Origin of the sequence: Salinicoccus roseus (genome assembly GCF_003814515.1) — a bacterium.
Lineage (GTDB): Bacteria > Bacillota > Bacilli > Staphylococcales > Salinicoccaceae > Salinicoccus > Salinicoccus roseus.
The window spans coordinates 1,285,635-1,302,686 of the sequence record NZ_RKQJ01000001.1 but is presented as its reverse complement, the minus strand read 5'-3'; the positions used below and the strand labels follow the sequence as shown (position 1 = coordinate 1,302,686).

General features: G+C 49.8%; 15 protein-coding genes. 11 read left to right on the top strand and 4 right to left on the bottom strand.

Features of this window, described 5'->3' with window-relative positions; translation table 11 throughout:
• Positions 1-63 precede the first annotated feature (63 nt).
• Positions 64-1,395 carry a hemolysin family protein gene (locus EDC33_RS06610; protein ID WP_124010572.1) on the top strand — a complete coding sequence of 444 codons (1,332 nt, stop codon included), beginning with the start codon at positions 64-66 and terminating at the stop codon, positions 1,393-1,395.
• A gap of 35 nt (positions 1,396-1,430) precedes the next feature.
• Here the strand turns inward: EDC33_RS06610 and EDC33_RS06605 are convergent, their stop codons facing one another.
• Positions 1,431-4,310 (bottom strand): DEAD/DEAH box helicase, encoded by a 2,880-nt coding sequence (locus tag EDC33_RS06605; RefSeq protein WP_094906720.1) that lies wholly within the window; start codon positions 4,308-4,310, stop codon positions 1,431-1,433.
• A gap of 132 nt (positions 4,311-4,442) precedes the next feature.
• Between EDC33_RS06605 and EDC33_RS06600 the strand changes: the two genes are divergently transcribed.
• The gene (locus EDC33_RS06600) at positions 4,443-4,745 is read left to right on the top strand and encodes a hypothetical protein (RefSeq protein WP_124010571.1); all 303 of its coding nucleotides are present in this window, start codon (positions 4,443-4,445) and stop codon (positions 4,743-4,745) included.
• 27 nt (positions 4,746-4,772) lie between these two features.
• Here EDC33_RS06600 and EDC33_RS06595 read toward each other — a convergent pair whose 3' ends face one another.
• Both EDC33_RS06595 and EDC33_RS06590 read right to left on the bottom strand, forming a co-directional pair.
• Positions 4,773-5,030: a GlsB/YeaQ/YmgE family stress response membrane protein gene (locus EDC33_RS06595; protein WP_040105136.1), complete on the bottom strand. Its 258-nt coding sequence runs from the start codon at positions 5,028-5,030 to the stop codon at positions 4,773-4,775.
• A gap of 100 nt (positions 5,031-5,130) precedes the next feature.
• Positions 5,131-6,333, bottom strand: a complete 1,203-nt coding sequence (locus EDC33_RS06590; RefSeq protein WP_124010570.1) for an MFS transporter — start codon at positions 6,331-6,333, stop codon at positions 5,131-5,133.
• A gap of 196 nt (positions 6,334-6,529) precedes the next feature.
• Between EDC33_RS06590 and EDC33_RS06585 the strand changes: the two genes are divergently transcribed.
• From EDC33_RS06585 to recQ, 6 genes are all read left to right on the top strand, one after another.
• A complete protein-coding gene (locus EDC33_RS06585; RefSeq protein ID WP_211328325.1) occupies positions 6,530-7,132 on the top strand; it encodes an anthranilate synthase component II in 603 nt (200 codons plus the stop codon).
• A 13-nt stretch (positions 7,133-7,145) separates the two neighbouring features.
• Positions 7,146-8,813, top strand: coding sequence for a chorismate-binding protein (locus EDC33_RS06580; RefSeq protein ID WP_170156368.1), 1,668 nt, complete (start codon positions 7,146-7,148; stop codon positions 8,811-8,813).
• A gap of 31 nt (positions 8,814-8,844) precedes the next feature.
• Entirely contained in the window at positions 8,845-9,030 is a 186-nt protein-coding gene (locus tag EDC33_RS06575; protein ID WP_228311001.1) for a hypothetical protein, read from the top strand.
• Between the two features lie 24 nt (positions 9,031-9,054).
• A complete protein-coding gene (locus EDC33_RS06570) occupies positions 9,055-9,312 on the top strand; it encodes a hypothetical protein (RefSeq protein ID WP_094906716.1) in 258 nt (85 codons plus the stop codon).
• Positions 9,309-10,250 (top strand): 5-oxoprolinase subunit C family protein, encoded by a 942-nt coding sequence (locus EDC33_RS06565; RefSeq protein ID WP_124010568.1) that lies wholly within the window; start codon positions 9,309-9,311, stop codon positions 10,248-10,250. Before EDC33_RS06570 ends, EDC33_RS06565 begins: the two co-directional genes overlap by 4 nt.
• Before the next feature lie 157 nt (positions 10,251-10,407).
• A complete protein-coding gene (gene recQ, locus EDC33_RS06560; RefSeq protein WP_124010567.1) occupies positions 10,408-12,198 on the top strand; it encodes a DNA helicase RecQ in 1,791 nt (596 codons plus the stop codon).
• 30 nt (positions 12,199-12,228) lie between these two features.
• Here recQ and EDC33_RS06555 read toward each other — a convergent pair whose 3' ends face one another.
• On the bottom strand, positions 12,229-13,092 hold the full coding sequence (locus EDC33_RS06555; RefSeq protein ID WP_124010566.1) for a DMT family transporter: 864 nt from the start codon (positions 13,090-13,092) through the stop codon (positions 12,229-12,231).
• 371 nt (positions 13,093-13,463) lie between these two features.
• Here EDC33_RS06555 and nrdI point away from each other — a divergent pair, with 371 nt between their 5' ends.
• Genes nrdI through nrdF form a run of 3 tightly spaced genes read left to right on the top strand, consistent with a single transcriptional unit; the run spans position 13,464 to position 16,946 of the window.
• Positions 13,464-13,871 (top strand): class Ib ribonucleoside-diphosphate reductase assembly flavoprotein NrdI, encoded by a 408-nt coding sequence (gene nrdI / locus EDC33_RS06550; protein ID WP_040105266.1) that lies wholly within the window; start codon positions 13,464-13,466, stop codon positions 13,869-13,871.
• Positions 13,834-15,939 (top strand): class 1b ribonucleoside-diphosphate reductase subunit alpha, encoded by a 2,106-nt coding sequence (gene nrdE, locus EDC33_RS06545; protein WP_124010565.1) that lies wholly within the window; start codon positions 13,834-13,836, stop codon positions 15,937-15,939. The genes nrdI and nrdE overlap by 38 nt, the downstream gene beginning before the upstream one ends.
• A gap of 32 nt (positions 15,940-15,971) precedes the next feature.
• Positions 15,972-16,946, top strand: a complete 975-nt coding sequence (gene nrdF / locus EDC33_RS06540) for a class 1b ribonucleoside-diphosphate reductase subunit beta (protein ID WP_094906712.1) — start codon at positions 15,972-15,974, stop codon at positions 16,944-16,946.
• Positions 16,947-17,052: the final 106 nt, after the last annotated feature.

The following is a 17,052-nucleotide window of genomic DNA, read 5'->3' as shown; positions in this document are numbered from 1 at the left end:
CTATACGCAAAGATTGTAGTCAAATATTACCGGAGGTGAATCCCTTCTAGACAAGGGAACTAATTGGACATAACCACGATATGGAACTTAATTTTATTTGTAATCCTTATAATACTCACAATGCTTTTTGTAGGATCTGAATTTGCACTCGTCAAAGCAAGGCTGTCACGCATCGATCAGCTCATTGAAGAGGGCAACAGGAAAGCGCGCCGTGTGCGCAAGATGACGATGGAGCTCGACTACTACCTGTCTGCATGCCAGCTGGGTATTACTGTAACCGCCCTCGGTCTCGGCTGGATCGGGGAGTCGACATTTGAAGTCGTACTGCATCCCCTTTTTGAACTGATCGGAATACCGGACCAGTTGACCACAGTATTGACCGTAGCGCTGGCATTCATCATCGTCACCTTCATCCATGTCGTCGTCGGTGAACTTGCACCAAAGACAGTTGCAATCCAGTATGCAGAAAAATTGGCATTGGTAATTTCAGGGCCCCTTTATTTCTTCGGTGTCATCATGAAACCACTGATCTGGACGATGAACGGTACTGCAAGATTCCTCGTCAGACTGGTCGGATTCAAGGATGTGGCTGTAGAACAGGGGCACTCGGAAGATGAGCTTAAGATTATAATGACACAAAGTTATCAAAGTGGAGAAATAAATCAGACAGAACTTGCATATATGCAGAACATCTTTTCCTTCGACGAAAGGCTCGCAAAGGACATCATGGTGCCAAGGACGCAGATGATCACATTGACGGATCCCGTAAACATCGAAGATGTACTGGAGAATGTCAAAGAGCACAACTATACCCGCTATCCGGTCACCGATGAGAGCGGGGACAAGGACCAGATCATCGGCTTCCTCAATGTGAGGGAGTTCCTGACCAACCATGTATCCGACGAGGAAGTCAGGCCGGAAGATCATATACATGAAATACCGATGCTTACTGAAGTATCACGCATCAGCGATGCACTGGTGAAGATGCAGCGTGAACGTGTGCATATCGCCCTCATCATCGATGAGTATGGTGGTACTGCCGGCATGATCACCATGGAGGATATCCTTGAGGAGATCGTCGGAGAAATCAGGGACGAATTCGATGAGGATGAAGAACCTGATATCGTCAAAGTGGAAGATGACATCTACCACATAAATGGACGTGTACTGCTCGACGACCTCAATGAACAGTTCGACATCACATTCGATAACAGTGATGACATCGACACCATCGGCGGCTGGCTCCAGAGCATCAATACTGATATTGAAACGGATGACTATGTCAATACGGAAGAAGACAAATGGATCGTACTCGATATGGACAGCCATCTGATCAAGCAGGTCGCCCTGCTCAAAGGCTATAACCAGCCGGATGGTGACGAAGAAGAGGAATAGAAATGGAACCCCACGTTTCGTGGGGTTCCATTTTTTCATTCGTGTGTACCGGATTCCAGGTATTTGTATAGGTCATAGTCGACCGGATTCTCCATCAGCATGTTCATCTTCACTACCGGTTTGCCCGTACCATCATTCATCCTCGTCTCTTCCAATGTCTGATGATCGATGTGACCCTCACCGAGGTAGTAGAATGTGCTTCCTTCATCATCGTCCTTCTTTACGAAGATGTGGATGGGGTCGCCCTCCCTGTGGCCCTCGAGAAGGGCTTTGATTTCTTTGGATTGGAGGGTGCGGTTGCTCCGGGTGAACCATTTCAGCGTATTCAGGTCGAGGAAGCGGTCTTCGTATCGGATTGTATCTTCAATCTCTTCGTCCTTGTGGTAGGTGATGAAGATAGGGCATGTCCCATGCTTATATTTATATCCATATAATGTGGAGGATTCATCCTTATCCCAATTGAGCAGGCGGCAGACGTCCTTCCTTGAATATTTGCGGTTGACTGTCAGGGGTTTCGACTGGTCATATGATCTGCTTAGGGCGAGGGACAGCTCCAGCACCTGGGTGATGTGGGCCCTGATTTCGGGATTCTCCAATGCACTGGAGAACGCAGGGGCGGGGCGGATGAGGTCGTCTGCCACTTCTATGAGGGGGCCGCCATATTTTTTGAGATCCTGCTGCGTATGGAAAGCATGGGTAAGGTTTCTGAGGACCGAGCGCATCGTATCATCCGTCATATGGTAGCCCCGTCGATGCATCTCCAACTGAAAGTCCCTCATATTGACCGGGGATTCGATGATCTGCTGAAGCAGGAGGGTCTCATGGACACGCTTGCCCTCGGTGATTTCCTTGGAAAGGAAGCTCAGGACCTGATGGTCATTCTTTGATATGGTCAGATGCTTCTCTTTGATCTTAACCAGGAATTCCAGGTAATGGCTGTACTTATGAAGTATCACAAGAGGATCGATGACATCCGCATCATCATGAAAATCGATGAGTGCAGGAGGCCTGCCGATCTTATTCTTCAAATACAGGTGCATCTCCTTCAGGAAGCTTTGGGTGTTGAGTGTGGTGGTATTGATGGCCTTGTATATCTTTTCCTTTGCGATCGATTCGAAGTTGATGGTCGAAACACCGGTGAGTGTATTCCGGTCCATCAGTGATTTCCTGAGCCTGTCCTTATTGTAGGATCTGTCGCCTGTAAGGGCGATGGGGATCATATAGTTGTTTCTGTAGTTGCCGATGAAGTCGATGACGGTCAGGTACTCCTTGTCATCATGTTTTCTGAGCCCGCGGCCGAGCTGCTGGATGAAGATGATGCTCGACTGCGTCTGGCGGAGCATCACCACCTGGTTGATGGAAGGGATGTCGACGCCTTCATTGAAGATGTCCACAGTAATGATATAGTCGAGCATCCCACCCTCCAGTTCCCTGACCGTCTGTAGGCGCATCTGCTGGGAATCATCACCTGTCAGGGCGCGGGTCCTGTAACCGTGATGATTGAGCGATCGGCTCAGTTCTGCTGCTTCTGCCCTGTTGGATACGAACATCAGGCCCCTGAGCGTTTCGCCGGAATGGCCGTAGTATTCGATCTTTGCAATCAGATGGGCGATGCGTTCATTACTCGTCAGCTGTCCGAGGGCAGTTGTATCATCGACGCTCATGCCATCCTTTTCGTAGTCGGTGACGCCGAAGTAATGGAAGGGGGAGAGGATCTCCTCCTCCAGTGCCTGCTGAAGACGGATTTCATACGCGATGTTGTAGTCGAACAGGCTGAATATCTCCATATCGTCCGCCCGTTCAGGTGTGGCTGTCATTCCAAGCAGGAAACCGGGGGAAAAATGATTGAGGATCTTCGTATATGTTGCAGCACTGGAACGGTGGGCCTCATCCACGATGATGTAGTCGAATTCATCCGGATTGAACTGTCCCAGGTTGGCTTCTTTCGATAATGTTTGTACAGTGGCGAAAAGATATTTCGCTTCGCTTTTTTTGCTTCTGCCACTGTAGAGCCCGAAGTTGGAGAGGGATTCGCCGAGCAGTTTTGAAAAATCATTCATGGACTTTTCAAGAATCTGTTCGCGGTGTGCCAGAAAGAGCATGCGCCCGGGACGGTACTGCTGTACATCGAATGCTGCCAGATATGTCTTTCCGGTGCCTGTAGCAGAGACGACAAGACCCTTGTCCTTTCCGGCCTTCCGAAGGCCAGAAAGCTCCATCAACGCCTCCTTCTGCATGATGTTCGGCTGGATGACCTGACCGGTCATCGTCTGGTGATGATATCTTGAACGGTCTTCGATGACTTCCAGGACTTTCCGCTGTTCCGGCTGTTCAACATAGGCCTGTTCATATCTCCGTATCCATTCGTCATCTACAGCGGTGGACTCTTCCCATAACTTTTCAAACTGACTGTTGAAATGCTGGATAACGGCGCCATTTTCAAGACTGGTCAGCTTGAGGTTGTATTCGTAGTTCTTCTTCAGGGCAGCGTCGGTAAGGTTAGAACTGCCGATGAACATGGAGGAATAGTGGGGATTGCGGAAGACATAGCCCTTCGCATGGAAACCTTCCTTATCTGCTGCTCTGACCTCCAGGTTCGGTATATTGAGCAGAGCTTTGAATACTTTGGGTTTATTGAAGTTCAAATATGTAGAGGTGATGATCCTCCCGCCCCTGTTCTGCTTTGCAAGTTCATAGAGTGCCGTCTTCAAGGTAGCCAGACCACCTTCTGTAATGAAGGCGACGGATATGGAGAAAGAAAGGCAGCTTTCCATTTCATCAAGCATGGAAGAAAGTACATTCTCCTCCTTGGAATTGATGATCATGCGAGGAGGGTGATGTCCGATCTTGTGCGTATCCTTGTCCAGAAAACCTTGTTCATATGCATTCAATAAGTTATCTCTGTTCAATTCCATATAATGACACCTCTTTCTCTTCATTATATGGGAACCGCAGATACTTTCCAAGATCCCATGACCATTTTCAAAATATGCAATTGCATATGGGGGTGTGATAAACTGTAGGTAACAAACGAGGGTGGTGTCCATATGGGTATTTTTGAGTTTCTTGTCACAATCGTACCGGTCGCACTTTTCTTTTCCATCCCGCTCTATGCCATCAACGTCAGCCACAGGCAGAAGAAGGAGAAGCTTGAAATCCGCAGGCTCCAGGAGGAGAAAGAGCTGGAACGGCTCAGACAGGAGAATTTCCTGCTTGAAAACAAGCATATGCAGCTTGAACTCGACCGCATGAAGGAGGAAAGCGGACAGCGGCGTCTGGATGAATCCAGGGAGTCACGCTGGCTGATCAAGGATACTACTGAAGAAAATAAAGAAAAAAACCCTTCGTAAAATGAATTTACGAAGGGTTTTCACGTATTATGCCCTGTTGCCGCCAAGTGCTTTCATAATGAATGAAACAATAAGAATTAAAATGATTGCACCGAGCAGGCCACCGATAATACTTACACCGCCGACTTCAGGTCCGAAGCTCAGACCGAGTGCATTTGCGATTGCAGCACCGACAAGTCCTGCGATGATGTTTCCGATGATGCCGAATGGCACGTCTTTACCGAGAATGAGTCCGGCGAGCCATCCGATGATGCCGCCTACGATCAATGTGATAATCCAACCCATGGGTGATTCCTCCTTATGTCATGATTGTCCGTTTTAACAGTAGAAATAAAACTTCGTTCTAGTAGAATAGATACCCATGGATTGGTTTTTCTAAACAAAATTATGAAATTTTTGCTGTGTCCATCGTGTCTTTCCTGTACCTCCTCATGATGAACAGGAAGAGGATGAGTGCCACTGTGACGCTGACGGCGCTGGAGAAATAGATGGTGCTGTAGCCGAATGCTTCGGCGACGAAACCATAGCTGATGGCACCGAGTCCGACACCGAGGTCGAAGGCGGAGAAGAATGTCGCATTGGCCATGCCTCGGCGGTTGTTCTCGACGCGGTTGACGGCCCAGGCCTGCAGTGCCGGCTGTACACAGCCGAAACCGAAGCCGTAGAGTGCCGCGGCCACGAACAGGAAGATCGGAGCCGGCAGGAAGCCGAGCAGGATCATTGCTGCAATGATGGACAGGGAGCCCGGTATGAATACGATGGTGATGCCGTGCCTGTCATACAGTCTGCCGGCGAGTATGCGTGAGAGCATCAGGAAAGCTGCATATATCACAAAGTAGAACTGGATATACGTGGAGTCGAAGCCCTTTTCATACGTATAGACCGGGAGGAATGTGGCGATGCCTCCGAAAGTCACGGTGATGAAGAAGAGGAGTGACGCGGGAGCGAGCGCCCGCCGCTCCACAATGTCAAAGTGTGGATAGGACTCCTTCTGCTTGCGTGTGTCGGCGACTTTTTCCGGCTTGTCATATTTGATGTTGGCGGCGAGTATGATGGCCGTGAGGCCGAGCAGGCCGCATATCGCAAACAGCATCGTAAAGGAGATATGGTTGACGAGGAAGAGGCCTAGGGCGGGACCGAAGGCAAGGGCGATGTTGCCGCTCAAACCATAGTAACCGAGCCCTTCCCCGCGGCGCTTTTTTGGCACGAGGTCTGTGGCGATCGTCCCTGCGGAAGTACTGGAGAGCCCCCATCCGACCCCCTGGATGATCCTGACCATCAGCAGCATGAGAATCGTGAAACTTGCTGCAAGCGAGAACATTGAAATGACGAAGAGTGCAAGTCCAGTCAGAAACACCGGAGCCCGTCCCTTCGTATCCAGCAGTTTGCCGGCGCTTGGACGTATGAGCAGTGCGGAAAAGGTGAATATCCCTACGACGATTCCTATCCAGCGGTCACTTGCCCCGATTTCCTGTACGAACAGCGGCAAGGTGGGCAGGGTCATCTGGAAGGCAGTGAATATGAAGAAATTGACGATGACGATGAGTATAAAGTCCTTAGTCCATATTTTCTGTTTTGTATCCGACATGTAATTTCAACCTTCTTACTTTTGATTGTTTTTTATAAAGATAATTTTATTTCGATTTTCGAAAAAAGTAATAATGTTCATTCTACAACAATGAAATTAATTTTTCATCCATCCTGAAGCGTATATTTGGGTTTTCTTAAAGAAAACGGAATGTGGTAGAATTATAGGAAACAAAAACAAAGGAAATAGTGCATTGATGAAGATACTCATGATAGACAATTACGATTCTTTTACATATAATCTTGTCCATTACCTGGAAGATGTCCCGCAAGTGGCTGAAGTTCTGGTCCGGACACCAGATGAACTCTCGCAGGTCCGCCTGGAAGACATTTCGGGCGTCATCATATCGCCAGGCCCTTCACATCCTGCAGACCGTCGGGAAGTGATGGATTTCATCGAAAGCTGCTGGTCTTCACATCCTATCCTCGGCATCTGCCTCGGACATCAGATGCTCTGGCATATGGCTGGGGGGATGGTGGGACGTGGAGTGCGCCCGGTCCATGGCCACGTGTCTGAAATCACCCACGATGGCCAGGGGTTGTTCGCGGGACTCCCGGAGGTGTTCGCAGTAACCCGGTACCACTCGCTTGTATGTTCAGGGGAAGCGCCTCATGGATTCACCGTTTCGGCCCGGACCGCAGATGGGGTTGTGATGGCGATAAGACATCTGGACTATCCAATCTACGGGCTGCAGTACCACCCTGAAGCGATCCTGTCCGAGTATGGCAGGGAGCAGCTGGGCAGGTTCATCAGTTTTCTTAAGGAAGGTGAAATGGATGCAGGTCCATGTAAAGTTTAAAAAGGCGGAGAGAATGGAAGAACTGTATTTTGCGGAGCCGCTTGAAGTGCTGACCGGACAGTACATGAGTCTGGAAGAAGCACTGGCAAGCGCCCAGAAGCATGCTGATACGGGACGGTATGTGATTCCGGCCTTGAGCTATGAGGCGAAGGAAGGCGGCCCCTTCGTCATCGGCGTCTTTGGGGCGCCAGTGGACAGGACAGCTTTTCTCGAGGCTTATGATGGTGCAGGTGTCTACATGATGGGGGAGCCGGCATTTACGGAGGCGCCTGGGAAGATCATGTCCGATATTGAAGAGATCCGGAACAGCATAAGGGATGGCCATACATACCAGGTCAACTATACGACCCGGCTCAAAGGCACTTTTTCCGGGGATGTACATGCACTGTTCGAACAGCTCATCGCAAGGAACAATGGTGATTATACGATGTTCATCCATTGGAAGGGCACGTCCATAGTGAGCTGTTCGCCGGAGCTCTTCTTTGAAGTCGATGCTTCCGGAAGGATTTCCACACGTCCGATGAAGGGGACGGCGAGAAGGTATGACGATCCAGTGAAGGACCAGGAGAGCTTCGATTTCCTGAGGCATTCGGGTAAAGACCGGGCGGAGAATGTCATGATCGTCGACCTGCTGCGCAATGACCTTTCCAAAGTGGCCAGGAAGGGCAGCGTGCATGTGCCGGAACGGTTTACCATCGAACGCTACGATACGGTCTACCAGATGACTTCGACGGTCGAGGCGGAAATTGAGGAAGGGGTGGGCCTGCCCGAGCTGATCAAAGCCCTCTTCCCCTGCGGTTCGATCACCGGTGCACCGAAGCAGTCCACCATGGATATCATACGGAAGCTCGAGAGCACGCCGAGGGGCTATTATTGCGGGACACTCGGCATCATGTACCCGGACGGTTCCCAAGTCTTCAATGTCCCCATCCGCACACTGTATATCGAAGGCGGCCGCTATGAATACGGGACAGGCGGCGGCATCACCTACGACTCGATTCCAGAGAGCGAATATGATGAAATGGTCGCAAAGACTGCGTTCCTTGAGGACGGAAGATACAAGCTGATCGAGACCATGCGCATCGAATCCGGGACCGTCAGACGGTTCGCGCTCCACGAGAAGCGTATCCTGAAATCGGCGGATGCCCTGGCCTTCTCTACACCGGATTTCAAGGAGGAGGTCGAGGCATACGTTAAAAGGCATGGTCTGGACCAAGCAGACGACATCTACAGGCTGCGTGCAGTTGCGGATGCCTCGGGACAGATGACGTTCTCACATGGAGAAGTTGAAGCTGTGGAGTACGCAGATGCAAGGCTTGCGGATGCGGCGATCAAGGCCCCTCCGATGTTCCTGACGAACAAAACGACGGTCAGGCACCATTATCATGGTGTGGGCGATGATTTCCCCATCGTTTTATATTATAATGAGTATCAGCAACTGACCGAATTCAACATCGGCAACCTGGTCGTCGAGGAAGACGGGAGATTCTATACACCACCTGTCACCAGCGGACTGCTTGATGGCGTGATGCGCCAGAGTCTGATGGCGGATGGAAGATTGGAGGAGCGGGGCTATCCCATGGAAACGTTCCTTGAGAAGCTCGAAGACGGCAGCATAAAAATATACATGATCAACAGCCTGAAAGAATGGGTGCGGATCAATCTGAATATTCCGGGGTGAATGCATGTTAACTCTCTTTTTAATAATACTGGTGATTGCGATTGTGATGTTTACCCATTTCGTAGTGACATACCTCATTGAAAATGACGTCAAGATCGTGGGGGTGCTCCTTGCTTTCGTCGGAGTCATCGCAGCCATCATCATCGTACAGTTCATCATCAGTGGCGTCACCGATTTCGTGGCGGATGAATTGGATATTTTCTACAGGGACAATTAGAAGAACATTTAGGAGGAACCAGTCATGATTTTTGCAAATGGGGATTGCTATATCACGTACCAGCAGCCTGACCCGATCGATTCCACGAAGCGGGTGGAGCTGGAAAAGGCATTTGAAGAGGGGAAGCATGTCTATCTGAACAGCATGATCACGACCGAGCACACCCTTACTTTCTACTATTCACCCATCAAAGTGATGGAGGAGCAGAACACCATCGAACCTAGTGACATCATCATAGAGGAAGTCCGGGAATTTCTCACAGGAATGGAGTTTTCAATATGAGCCTGATCATACAGGATAGCGGAATGCTGACACTTCTGCAGACGCTGGACCCTGAGGTTTCCGCCAGAGGCAATGAATACAACGGGGCCTGCGACCGTCTGGCCCATCAGTTGGCCAACCAGCTTGTGGGGAACAGTCCCGAACAGCCGACCATCGAAATGACGCTGCGTCCCGGGGCCATCAAATTCACCGAACCGACCATCGTCGCGTTCTCGGGTGCAGAGTTCAAGGCGAAGTCCGGGGACCGCGATATATTCATCAACAGGATATATCTGTTCGACCGTGGGGATGAACTCATCTTCGGCGAGTCCACAAGAGGAAACAGGGTCTACCTTGCTGTTGCCGGTGGCATAAAAGTCGAAGGGTCGAATGTCCTCCGGTCCGGCGACGAAGTCATCATGTGCCGCGACTACACTCCGCAGCATGATGAGCTCTTCAATATGCTCAAGCAGCAGAAGGAAGTGAGCTGGGGTGTGGACACATATGCGCTCGTGGAAGTATATCTATCGGACACATACCATATAGTCAGGCGTCCGGATGTGCCGGATGCGGTCTACGAAGCACTCGAGGCAAACGAGTATACGGTAAGGAATGAGAAATACCGTGCCGCCCTCTACCTTGAAGGAGCAGGGGTCGACATGGACACCGAGGGCATCGAACACCCGGGCCTGAAGGGTGGAGTATATATCGCCGATGGCCAGCCGGTACTTGCATTGAATGATTTCAATGACTATACGACTGCTCCGCATATCGGTACGATACCTTCCTATCATCTGCACAAGCTCGTCCAGAAGCGGGCAGGGTCCCATATACGCTTCAAATGCATCGGCGCGGACGACGCCCATGCGAACCTCTACGCCCATCACCTGTGGGTGAAGAGCCTATTCAAGGCAATCGATTATAAACTGTCTAAAGAGCTCATAAAAGAGAAGATGTAGGAAGCGGATTCCGGGGCCCATGCTCCGGAATTTTTTTGATGATTTCTTCCGGAATTTAGATTACCAGCAACAATTGCGATGAAAAATAAGGTATAATGACATATCAGAAATAATGGGTTATTGGTAATGACCAGTGAACGGTGGGATCGGTTTCGATATGGAAAAAATCTTGAAGCAGTATTTTGGATTTGAAAATTTCAGACCTAAGCAAAAGGAAATCATAGAATCGGTCGTAAGCGGCCACAATACTCTGGGAGTATTGCCTACAGGGTCCGGAAAGTCGCTCTGTTTCCAAGTGCCGGGGCTGGAAATGGACGGCCTGACGCTTGTCATTTCCCCGTTGATCTCATTGATGCGGGATCAGGTGGAAACATTGAATGCGCAGAGCATTCCTGCCGCCTACTTGAATTCAACCTTGAAGAAGAAGGAAATAGAAGCTGTGATGGCAGGCCTTGAGTCGGGCCGTTACCAGTTCCTCTACGTGGCGCCGGAGCGGTTCAATAACGAGGAGTTCAGACAGCTGGTCAGCAGGCTCGATGTTTCACTGATTGCATTCGACGAGGCACACTGCATTTCGAAGTGGGGCCATGACTTCCGGCCGAGCTACCAGAACATCATACCTGTATTGAAGGAACTCGTGCCGGAAGCGACCACGGTCGGGCTGACCGCCACAGCAACAGAGGAGGTCCAGGAGAACATCCAGGAGCTCCTCGACATCGAAGGGGCACGTGTCTACAGCACAAGTGTAGCGCGGGATAATCTGCATCTCAGCGTCAACCCGACATACCAGCGTGAACAGTTCATAGAATCCTACATCAAAGATCGTCCCGGCGCTCCCGGCATCGTCTATGCGGCTACACGCGCAGAGGTGGAAAAGATATCCCTCCATCTCGAGGAACATGGGATTGAAAATGTCATCTATCACGGCGGCCTCGGCAAAGAGGAGAGGAACCGCAATCAGCGTTTGTTCATTACAGGGGAAGTGGACATCGCTGTGGCGACGAATGCCTTCGGCATGGGGATAGACAAGGCGGACATCCGGTTCATCATCCACCACAACCTGCCGGGCGACCTCGAAAGCTACTATCAGGAAATCGGACGTGCCGGACGGGACGGGAAGACCAGTGAATGCATCCTGCTGTCGAGCCCGCGGGACGTCAACCTCCACCAGTTCTTCATAGACCGTTCAAGCTCGACCGAGCAGTATAAGGACCACATGCGGGCGAAGCTCGACAGGATGATCCAGTACAACCGGACGAACAAATGTCTGAGCAGCTTCATCATCAAGTACTTTGATGCCGATGAATATGTGGTCGAGTGCGGACAGTGTTCGAACTGTCTGAATCCGGAGCGCACCTATGACATGACACTGGAGGCGAAGCTTGTCTTGAACCTTCTGGCACAGAGCGAGATTCCTGTGACGAAGGAGCAGGCCATCCAGATACTGCGGGGTGAATCGGCCGAAAACATCCTTGCCTTCAACCTCGACACTCTGAGCGCCTTCGGCACGATGGAGAGCTATCTGACGAGCGAACTCAACCATATACTGGAGGAGCTCATCTACAGGGGCTATGTCCATCTGAGGGATGAGCAGCTCTATATCGTCGACCGGAGCAGGAGGGTGATGAATGGGTCGGCCACACTCTACACCGTTCCTTTCAGGAGATACTTCAATGAAAAGGTGGACATCAGCACAGCATCCTCCCCGAATGAGATACTGTATGAAAAACTCGTGGAGACAAGACGCCGCCTTGCCGAAAAGCATGATGTGGAGGAAACATCCATATTCACGGACAACGTCCTCAGGGATTTTGCCAAAAAAGTTCCCGAAACCAAGCAGGATATGGTGCATATCCAGGGAGTCGGGAACTATAAGCTGAAGCACTACTGTCCAGAGTTTCTGGAAACGATCAACGCCTACAAGAAGCAGACGACTGAAATGGAATGACTCAAGCCGGCCTTTGGCCGGCTATTATAGTTACATTGTGGAATGCTTCGGCGGCCTGTTCTTCATGAACATGTAGAAGCTGGCTGCAAAGATGATGATATAACCTAAGACGGACAGCATGTCCGGCACTTCATTGAAGAAGACGATGCTGAAGATAGCCGTGTAGAGTATTGTGGAATAGAAGAATATGGATATCTCCCTGGCCGGTGCAAAACTGTATGCGATGGTGAGGCCAAACTGGCCGAAAGCTGCGCACAGGCCGGAGAAGACGAGCATCCAGAATTGCGAGGCGGTCATCGGTTCAAACTGCCAGATGAAGAAGGGCAGCAGAACAACCGAGGAGAAGAAGGAGAAATAGAAGACGACCGTGTAGAACTTCTCCCGGCTCCCGAGCACCCGGAGCACAGTATAGGCGCCAGCTGCCAGCAGGGCGCCGAGTACGCCGACCACGGCATACAGCGTCTCACTCGACATGGAGGGCTTGATGATGAAGATCGCGCCGATGAAGGCGATGATGATTGCGGCCATCTGATATTTCCGTATGTATTCCTTAAGGAATATGGCGCATAGTATTATGGTGAAGAAGGGGCTCAATTTGTTGAGGATGTCCGCATCGCTCAGAACCATCCTGTCGATTGCGAAAAAGTTGAGTAAGACTCCGAGTACACCGAAGGTCGAACGCAGCATGAGCAGCCCCTGGTTCTCCCTCCGGCCAAAAAGTTTCTCCCTGTAGTATAATGCGAGGGTGAGGGCGACGAGCATCGCCACAAAGTTCCTGAAGAATGCCTTTTGGACCGTCGGCAGATCTCCGCTGTATTTTACAAGCAGGGCCATCAGGCTGAACCCGAGGGATGAAATGAGAAGGGCGATGATGCCTTTCGTCGTATTGTTCATTTTAAGAAACAACTCCATGATAAAATTTTTGGTGAAATTTTTATTTCACAGTTATATGCAGAGAGAGTTTTACCAAAAAATTTTTGGTCGAATTTTTGCTATAGTATAACATACATATGATGCGACTTTGTCTATATTTAAGTGATATTATTCCCAATGAAATGTCTTATTATGCCATTGATAATTCTGTATGATTATGTCATTATAGAACGTGCAATACACATATATTGTGTGTAAATTTTCCGTAGGACACAATATATAGTGTTTACCTGCTTTAAGAAGCGTGTAAAGAGATAATAGATGCAACCATGATTGTCGGACGGGAGTTCGATTATTTTATTTTGCAGGAGAAGGAATGGGGAGGCGATGGCATGATGATTGCATTCTATTCCATGACGGGGAATACCAGGCGCTTCATCAGAAACGCGCAGGTGGCGGAGCAGTATGATACTTACGAAATCAATGCTTCAAACAGCAGCGAGCAGATCCGGGAACCCTTCATACTCGTTACCGGAACCTACGGGTTCGGCGGAGTACCCGATGAAGTGAAGACGTTTCTTGAAGTGAACCACGAATTGATGGTGGGTGTCGCCTCAAGCGGCAACCGGAATTGGGGGAACAACTTTGCACGTGCCGGAGAGCATATCAGTGACGAATACGGAGTACCATTGCTGATGAAGTTTGAGCTTCATGGAAACCAGAAAGACAGAGAAGAATTCATTGAAAAGGCAGGGGCTATGCATGAAAGTCTTGGACGAAAAGAAATACAACCATATTGAACTGAATAACGAAGTGACGAAGCGCGATGAAACAGGTTTTTATCAGCTGCATAAGGATCAGGAGGCACTGGCCGTCTTCATGGAGGAGGTCAAGGACAAGACCATCCATTTCGACAGCGAGCTCGAACGTCTGCACTACCTAGTGGACAACGATTTCTACTATGACCTGTTTGCGGAGTATTCCGATGAGGATGTGATGGACATCGTCACATACGCGGACAGCATCCCATTCCAGTTCAAGAGCTATATGGCAGCAAGCAAGTTCTTCAAGGACTATACATTGAAGACGAACGACAAGAAGCAGTACCTCGAGGACTACAAGCAGCACGTGGTCATCGTGAGCCTCTACCTGGCCAAGGGCAACAAGGAACAGGCCAAACGCTTCATCCTGTCGATGATCGAACAGCGCTACCAGCCTGCGACACCGACATTCCTGAATGCAGGACGCGCACGCCGCGGCGAAATGGTCTCCTGCTTCCTGCTTGAAGTCGATGACAGCCTGAATTCAATCAACTACATCGATTCCACAGCCAAACAGCTTTCCAAGATCGGTGGCGGGGTTGCAATCAACCTGTCGAAACTGCGTGCCCGTGGCGAAGCGATAAAAGGCATTGAAGGCGTAGCGAAAGGTGTACTGCCGGTCGCCAAGGCGCTTGAAGGCGGATTCGGCTATGCCGATCAGCTGGGCCAAAGACCCGGTGCCGGTGCTGTCTACTTGAACATCTTCCACTATGACCTTCCGGAATTCCTGGATACGAAGAAAGTGAATGCGGATGAAGATATCCGCCTTGCGACGATTTCCACTGGACTCGTCGTGCCATCCAAGTTCTTCGACCTGGCCAAAAACAACGATCCGTTCTATCTGTTCGCACCGCATACGGTCGAACGCGAATACGGCCAGTCTCTGGATGATATGAATCTCGACGAGATGTACGATGAACTCGTCGCAAACGATAAGGTGAAGAAACGTGAGATGGATGCACGCGAGATGCTCAATACGATTGCACAGACACAGCTGCAGTCCGGCTATCCGTACATCATGTTCAAGGACAATGCCAATAAGGTCCACCCGCTGAAGGATATCGGACAGATCAAAATCAGCAACCTCTGTACCGAGATCTTCCAGCTTCAGGAGACATCCACAATCAATGACTACGGTACGGATGATGAAATCCGCCGTGACATCTCCTGCAACCTGGGCTCACTGAACATCGCCAATGTAATGGAGTCCGGCAAGGTGCGCGATTCCGTCCATGACGGCATAGAAGCATTGACCGTCGTCAGTGATGATACTGCAATCGCAAATGCGCCGGGCGTCAAGAAGGCGAATGATGAACTGCATTCCGTGGGCCTTGGGGCGATGAACCTCCACGGTTATCTCGCGAAGAACAAGATCAGCTATGAATCCGAAGAGGCGAGGGACTTTGCCAATGTCTTCTTCATGCTGCTCAACTTCTACTCCCTTGAGAAATCAATGCTGATCGCCAAGGAACGCGGAGAAACATTCAAGGATTTCGACAAGTCCGAATATGCGACAGGCAAATATTTCGAGCGTTACATTTCAGAAGCGGTGGAGCCGAAATCCGAAAAGGTTGCCGGCCTGTTCTCGAACATCCATATCCCAAGTCAGCAGGACTGGGAGGCACTGCGTGATGAAGTGATGGAAAATGGTCTGTTCCACGCATACCGCCTGGCAATTGCGCCGACACAGAGCATTTCCTATGTACAGAATGCGACAAGTTCCGTGATGCCGATCGTGGATACGATCGAACGCCGGACATACGGCAATTCCGAAACATTCTATCCGATGCCGTTCCTTTCTCCGGAGACGATGTGGTACTACAAGAGTGCATTCAATACGGATCAGATGAAACTCCTCGATATGATTGCGACAATCCAGCAGCATATCGACCAGGGCATCAGCACAATCCTGTATGTGAACTCCGATATTTCCACAAGAGAATTGGCAAGACTGTATATATATGCGCACCATAAAGGGTTGAAATCCCTCTATTATACAAGGAACAAACTGCTCAGCGTAGAAGAATGCACAAGCTGTTCCATATAATATAATCGAGCGACGATAAAGGAGTCATTAAAATGATTGCAGTAAACTGGAATAAAGAAGACGACATGACGAATGTCTTTTGGCGTCAGAACATCTCACAGATGTGGGTGGAATCGGAATTCAAGGTCTCCAAGGATCTGAGTTCATGGTCAAGCCTGACAGAAGATGAACAGGACACATTCAAAAAGGTCCTCGCGGGGCTCACAGGACTGGATACACACCAGGCCGATGACGGCATGCCGCTCATCATGCTCCATACGGACGACCTCCGTAAAAAAGCAGTGTACTCCTTCATGGGAATGATGGAGCAGATCCATGCAAAATCCTATTCCCATATATTCACGACACTCCTGTCATCCAAGGACACGAATGAACTCCTGGATGTCTGGGTGATCGAAAACGAACAGCTCAAATACAAGGCGGATAAGATTGTCGGATACTACCATAAACTCTATGGCAAGGAAGCTTCCGTATACGACCAGTACATGGCGCGTGTCGCCAGTGTATTCCTCGAGTCCTTCCTGTTCTATTCCGGATTCTACTATCCGCTGTATCTTGCCGGTCAGGGCAGGATGACGACAAGTGGTGAAATCATCAGGAAAATCCTTCTCGATGAATCCATCCACGGTGTGTTTACAGGCCTGGATGCACAATCCCTGAGGGGAGAACTCTCGGCTGAAGAAAAGGCGCAGGCGGACAAGGAGATGTATGAGCTGCTCAAAGCACTCTACGCCAATGAGGAAGTCTATACGAAAGACCTCTATGATAAACTCGGTCTGACGGAAGATGTCCTCAACTATGTCCAGTACAATGCGAACAAGGCGCTCTCGAATCTCGGCTTCGATGCATATTTTGAAGAGAAGACATTCAACCCGATCATCGAGAATGCCCTCGATACGACAACGAAGAACCATGACTTCTTCAGTGTCAAAGGCGACGGCTATGTGATCGCACTCAATGTCGAGCCGATTCAGGATGAGGATTTCATCTTTGATGAAGTAAAATAGAAAAACCAGGCTTCAGGTCCGATATATTGGACGCTGGAGCCTTTTTATATTTTTAATATAGGCAATTGTATTGACAATTCGTATGAATGTCATATGATAAGGGTAG

Excerpts from the sequence above, each read along its gene's own strand:
- EDC33_RS06605 (WP_094906720.1), bottom strand. The coding sequence starts at position 4,310 with ATGGAATTGAACAGAGATAACTTATTGAATGCATATGAACAAGGTTTT.
- EDC33_RS06600 (WP_124010571.1), top strand. The coding sequence starts at position 4,443 with ATGGGTATTTTTGAGTTTCTTGTCACAATCGTACCGGTCGCACTTTTC.
- EDC33_RS06595 (WP_040105136.1), bottom strand. The coding sequence starts at position 5,030 with ATGGGTTGGATTATCACATTGATCGTAGGCGGCATCATCGGATGGCTC.
- EDC33_RS06590 (WP_124010570.1), bottom strand. The coding sequence starts at position 6,333 with ATGTCGGATACAAAACAGAAAATATGGACTAAGGACTTTATACTCATC.
- EDC33_RS06585 (WP_211328325.1), top strand. The coding sequence starts at position 6,530 with ATGAAGATACTCATGATAGACAATTACGATTCTTTTACATATAATCTT.
- EDC33_RS06580 (WP_170156368.1), top strand. The coding sequence starts at position 7,146 with ATGGAAGAACTGTATTTTGCGGAGCCGCTTGAAGTGCTGACCGGACAG.
- EDC33_RS06570 (WP_094906716.1), top strand. The coding sequence starts at position 9,055 with ATGATTTTTGCAAATGGGGATTGCTATATCACGTACCAGCAGCCTGAC.
- EDC33_RS06565 (WP_124010568.1), top strand. The coding sequence starts at position 9,309 with ATGAGCCTGATCATACAGGATAGCGGAATGCTGACACTTCTGCAGACG.
- recQ (WP_124010567.1), top strand. The coding sequence starts at position 10,408 with ATGGAAAAAATCTTGAAGCAGTATTTTGGATTTGAAAATTTCAGACCT.
- EDC33_RS06555 (WP_124010566.1), bottom strand. The coding sequence starts at position 13,092 with ATGAACAATACGACGAAAGGCATCATCGCCCTTCTCATTTCATCCCTC.
- nrdI (WP_040105266.1), top strand. The coding sequence starts at position 13,464 with ATGATGATTGCATTCTATTCCATGACGGGGAATACCAGGCGCTTCATC.
- nrdE (WP_124010565.1), top strand. The coding sequence starts at position 13,834 with ATGAAAGTCTTGGACGAAAAGAAATACAACCATATTGAACTGAATAAC.
- nrdF (WP_094906712.1), top strand. The coding sequence starts at position 15,972 with ATGATTGCAGTAAACTGGAATAAAGAAGACGACATGACGAATGTCTTT.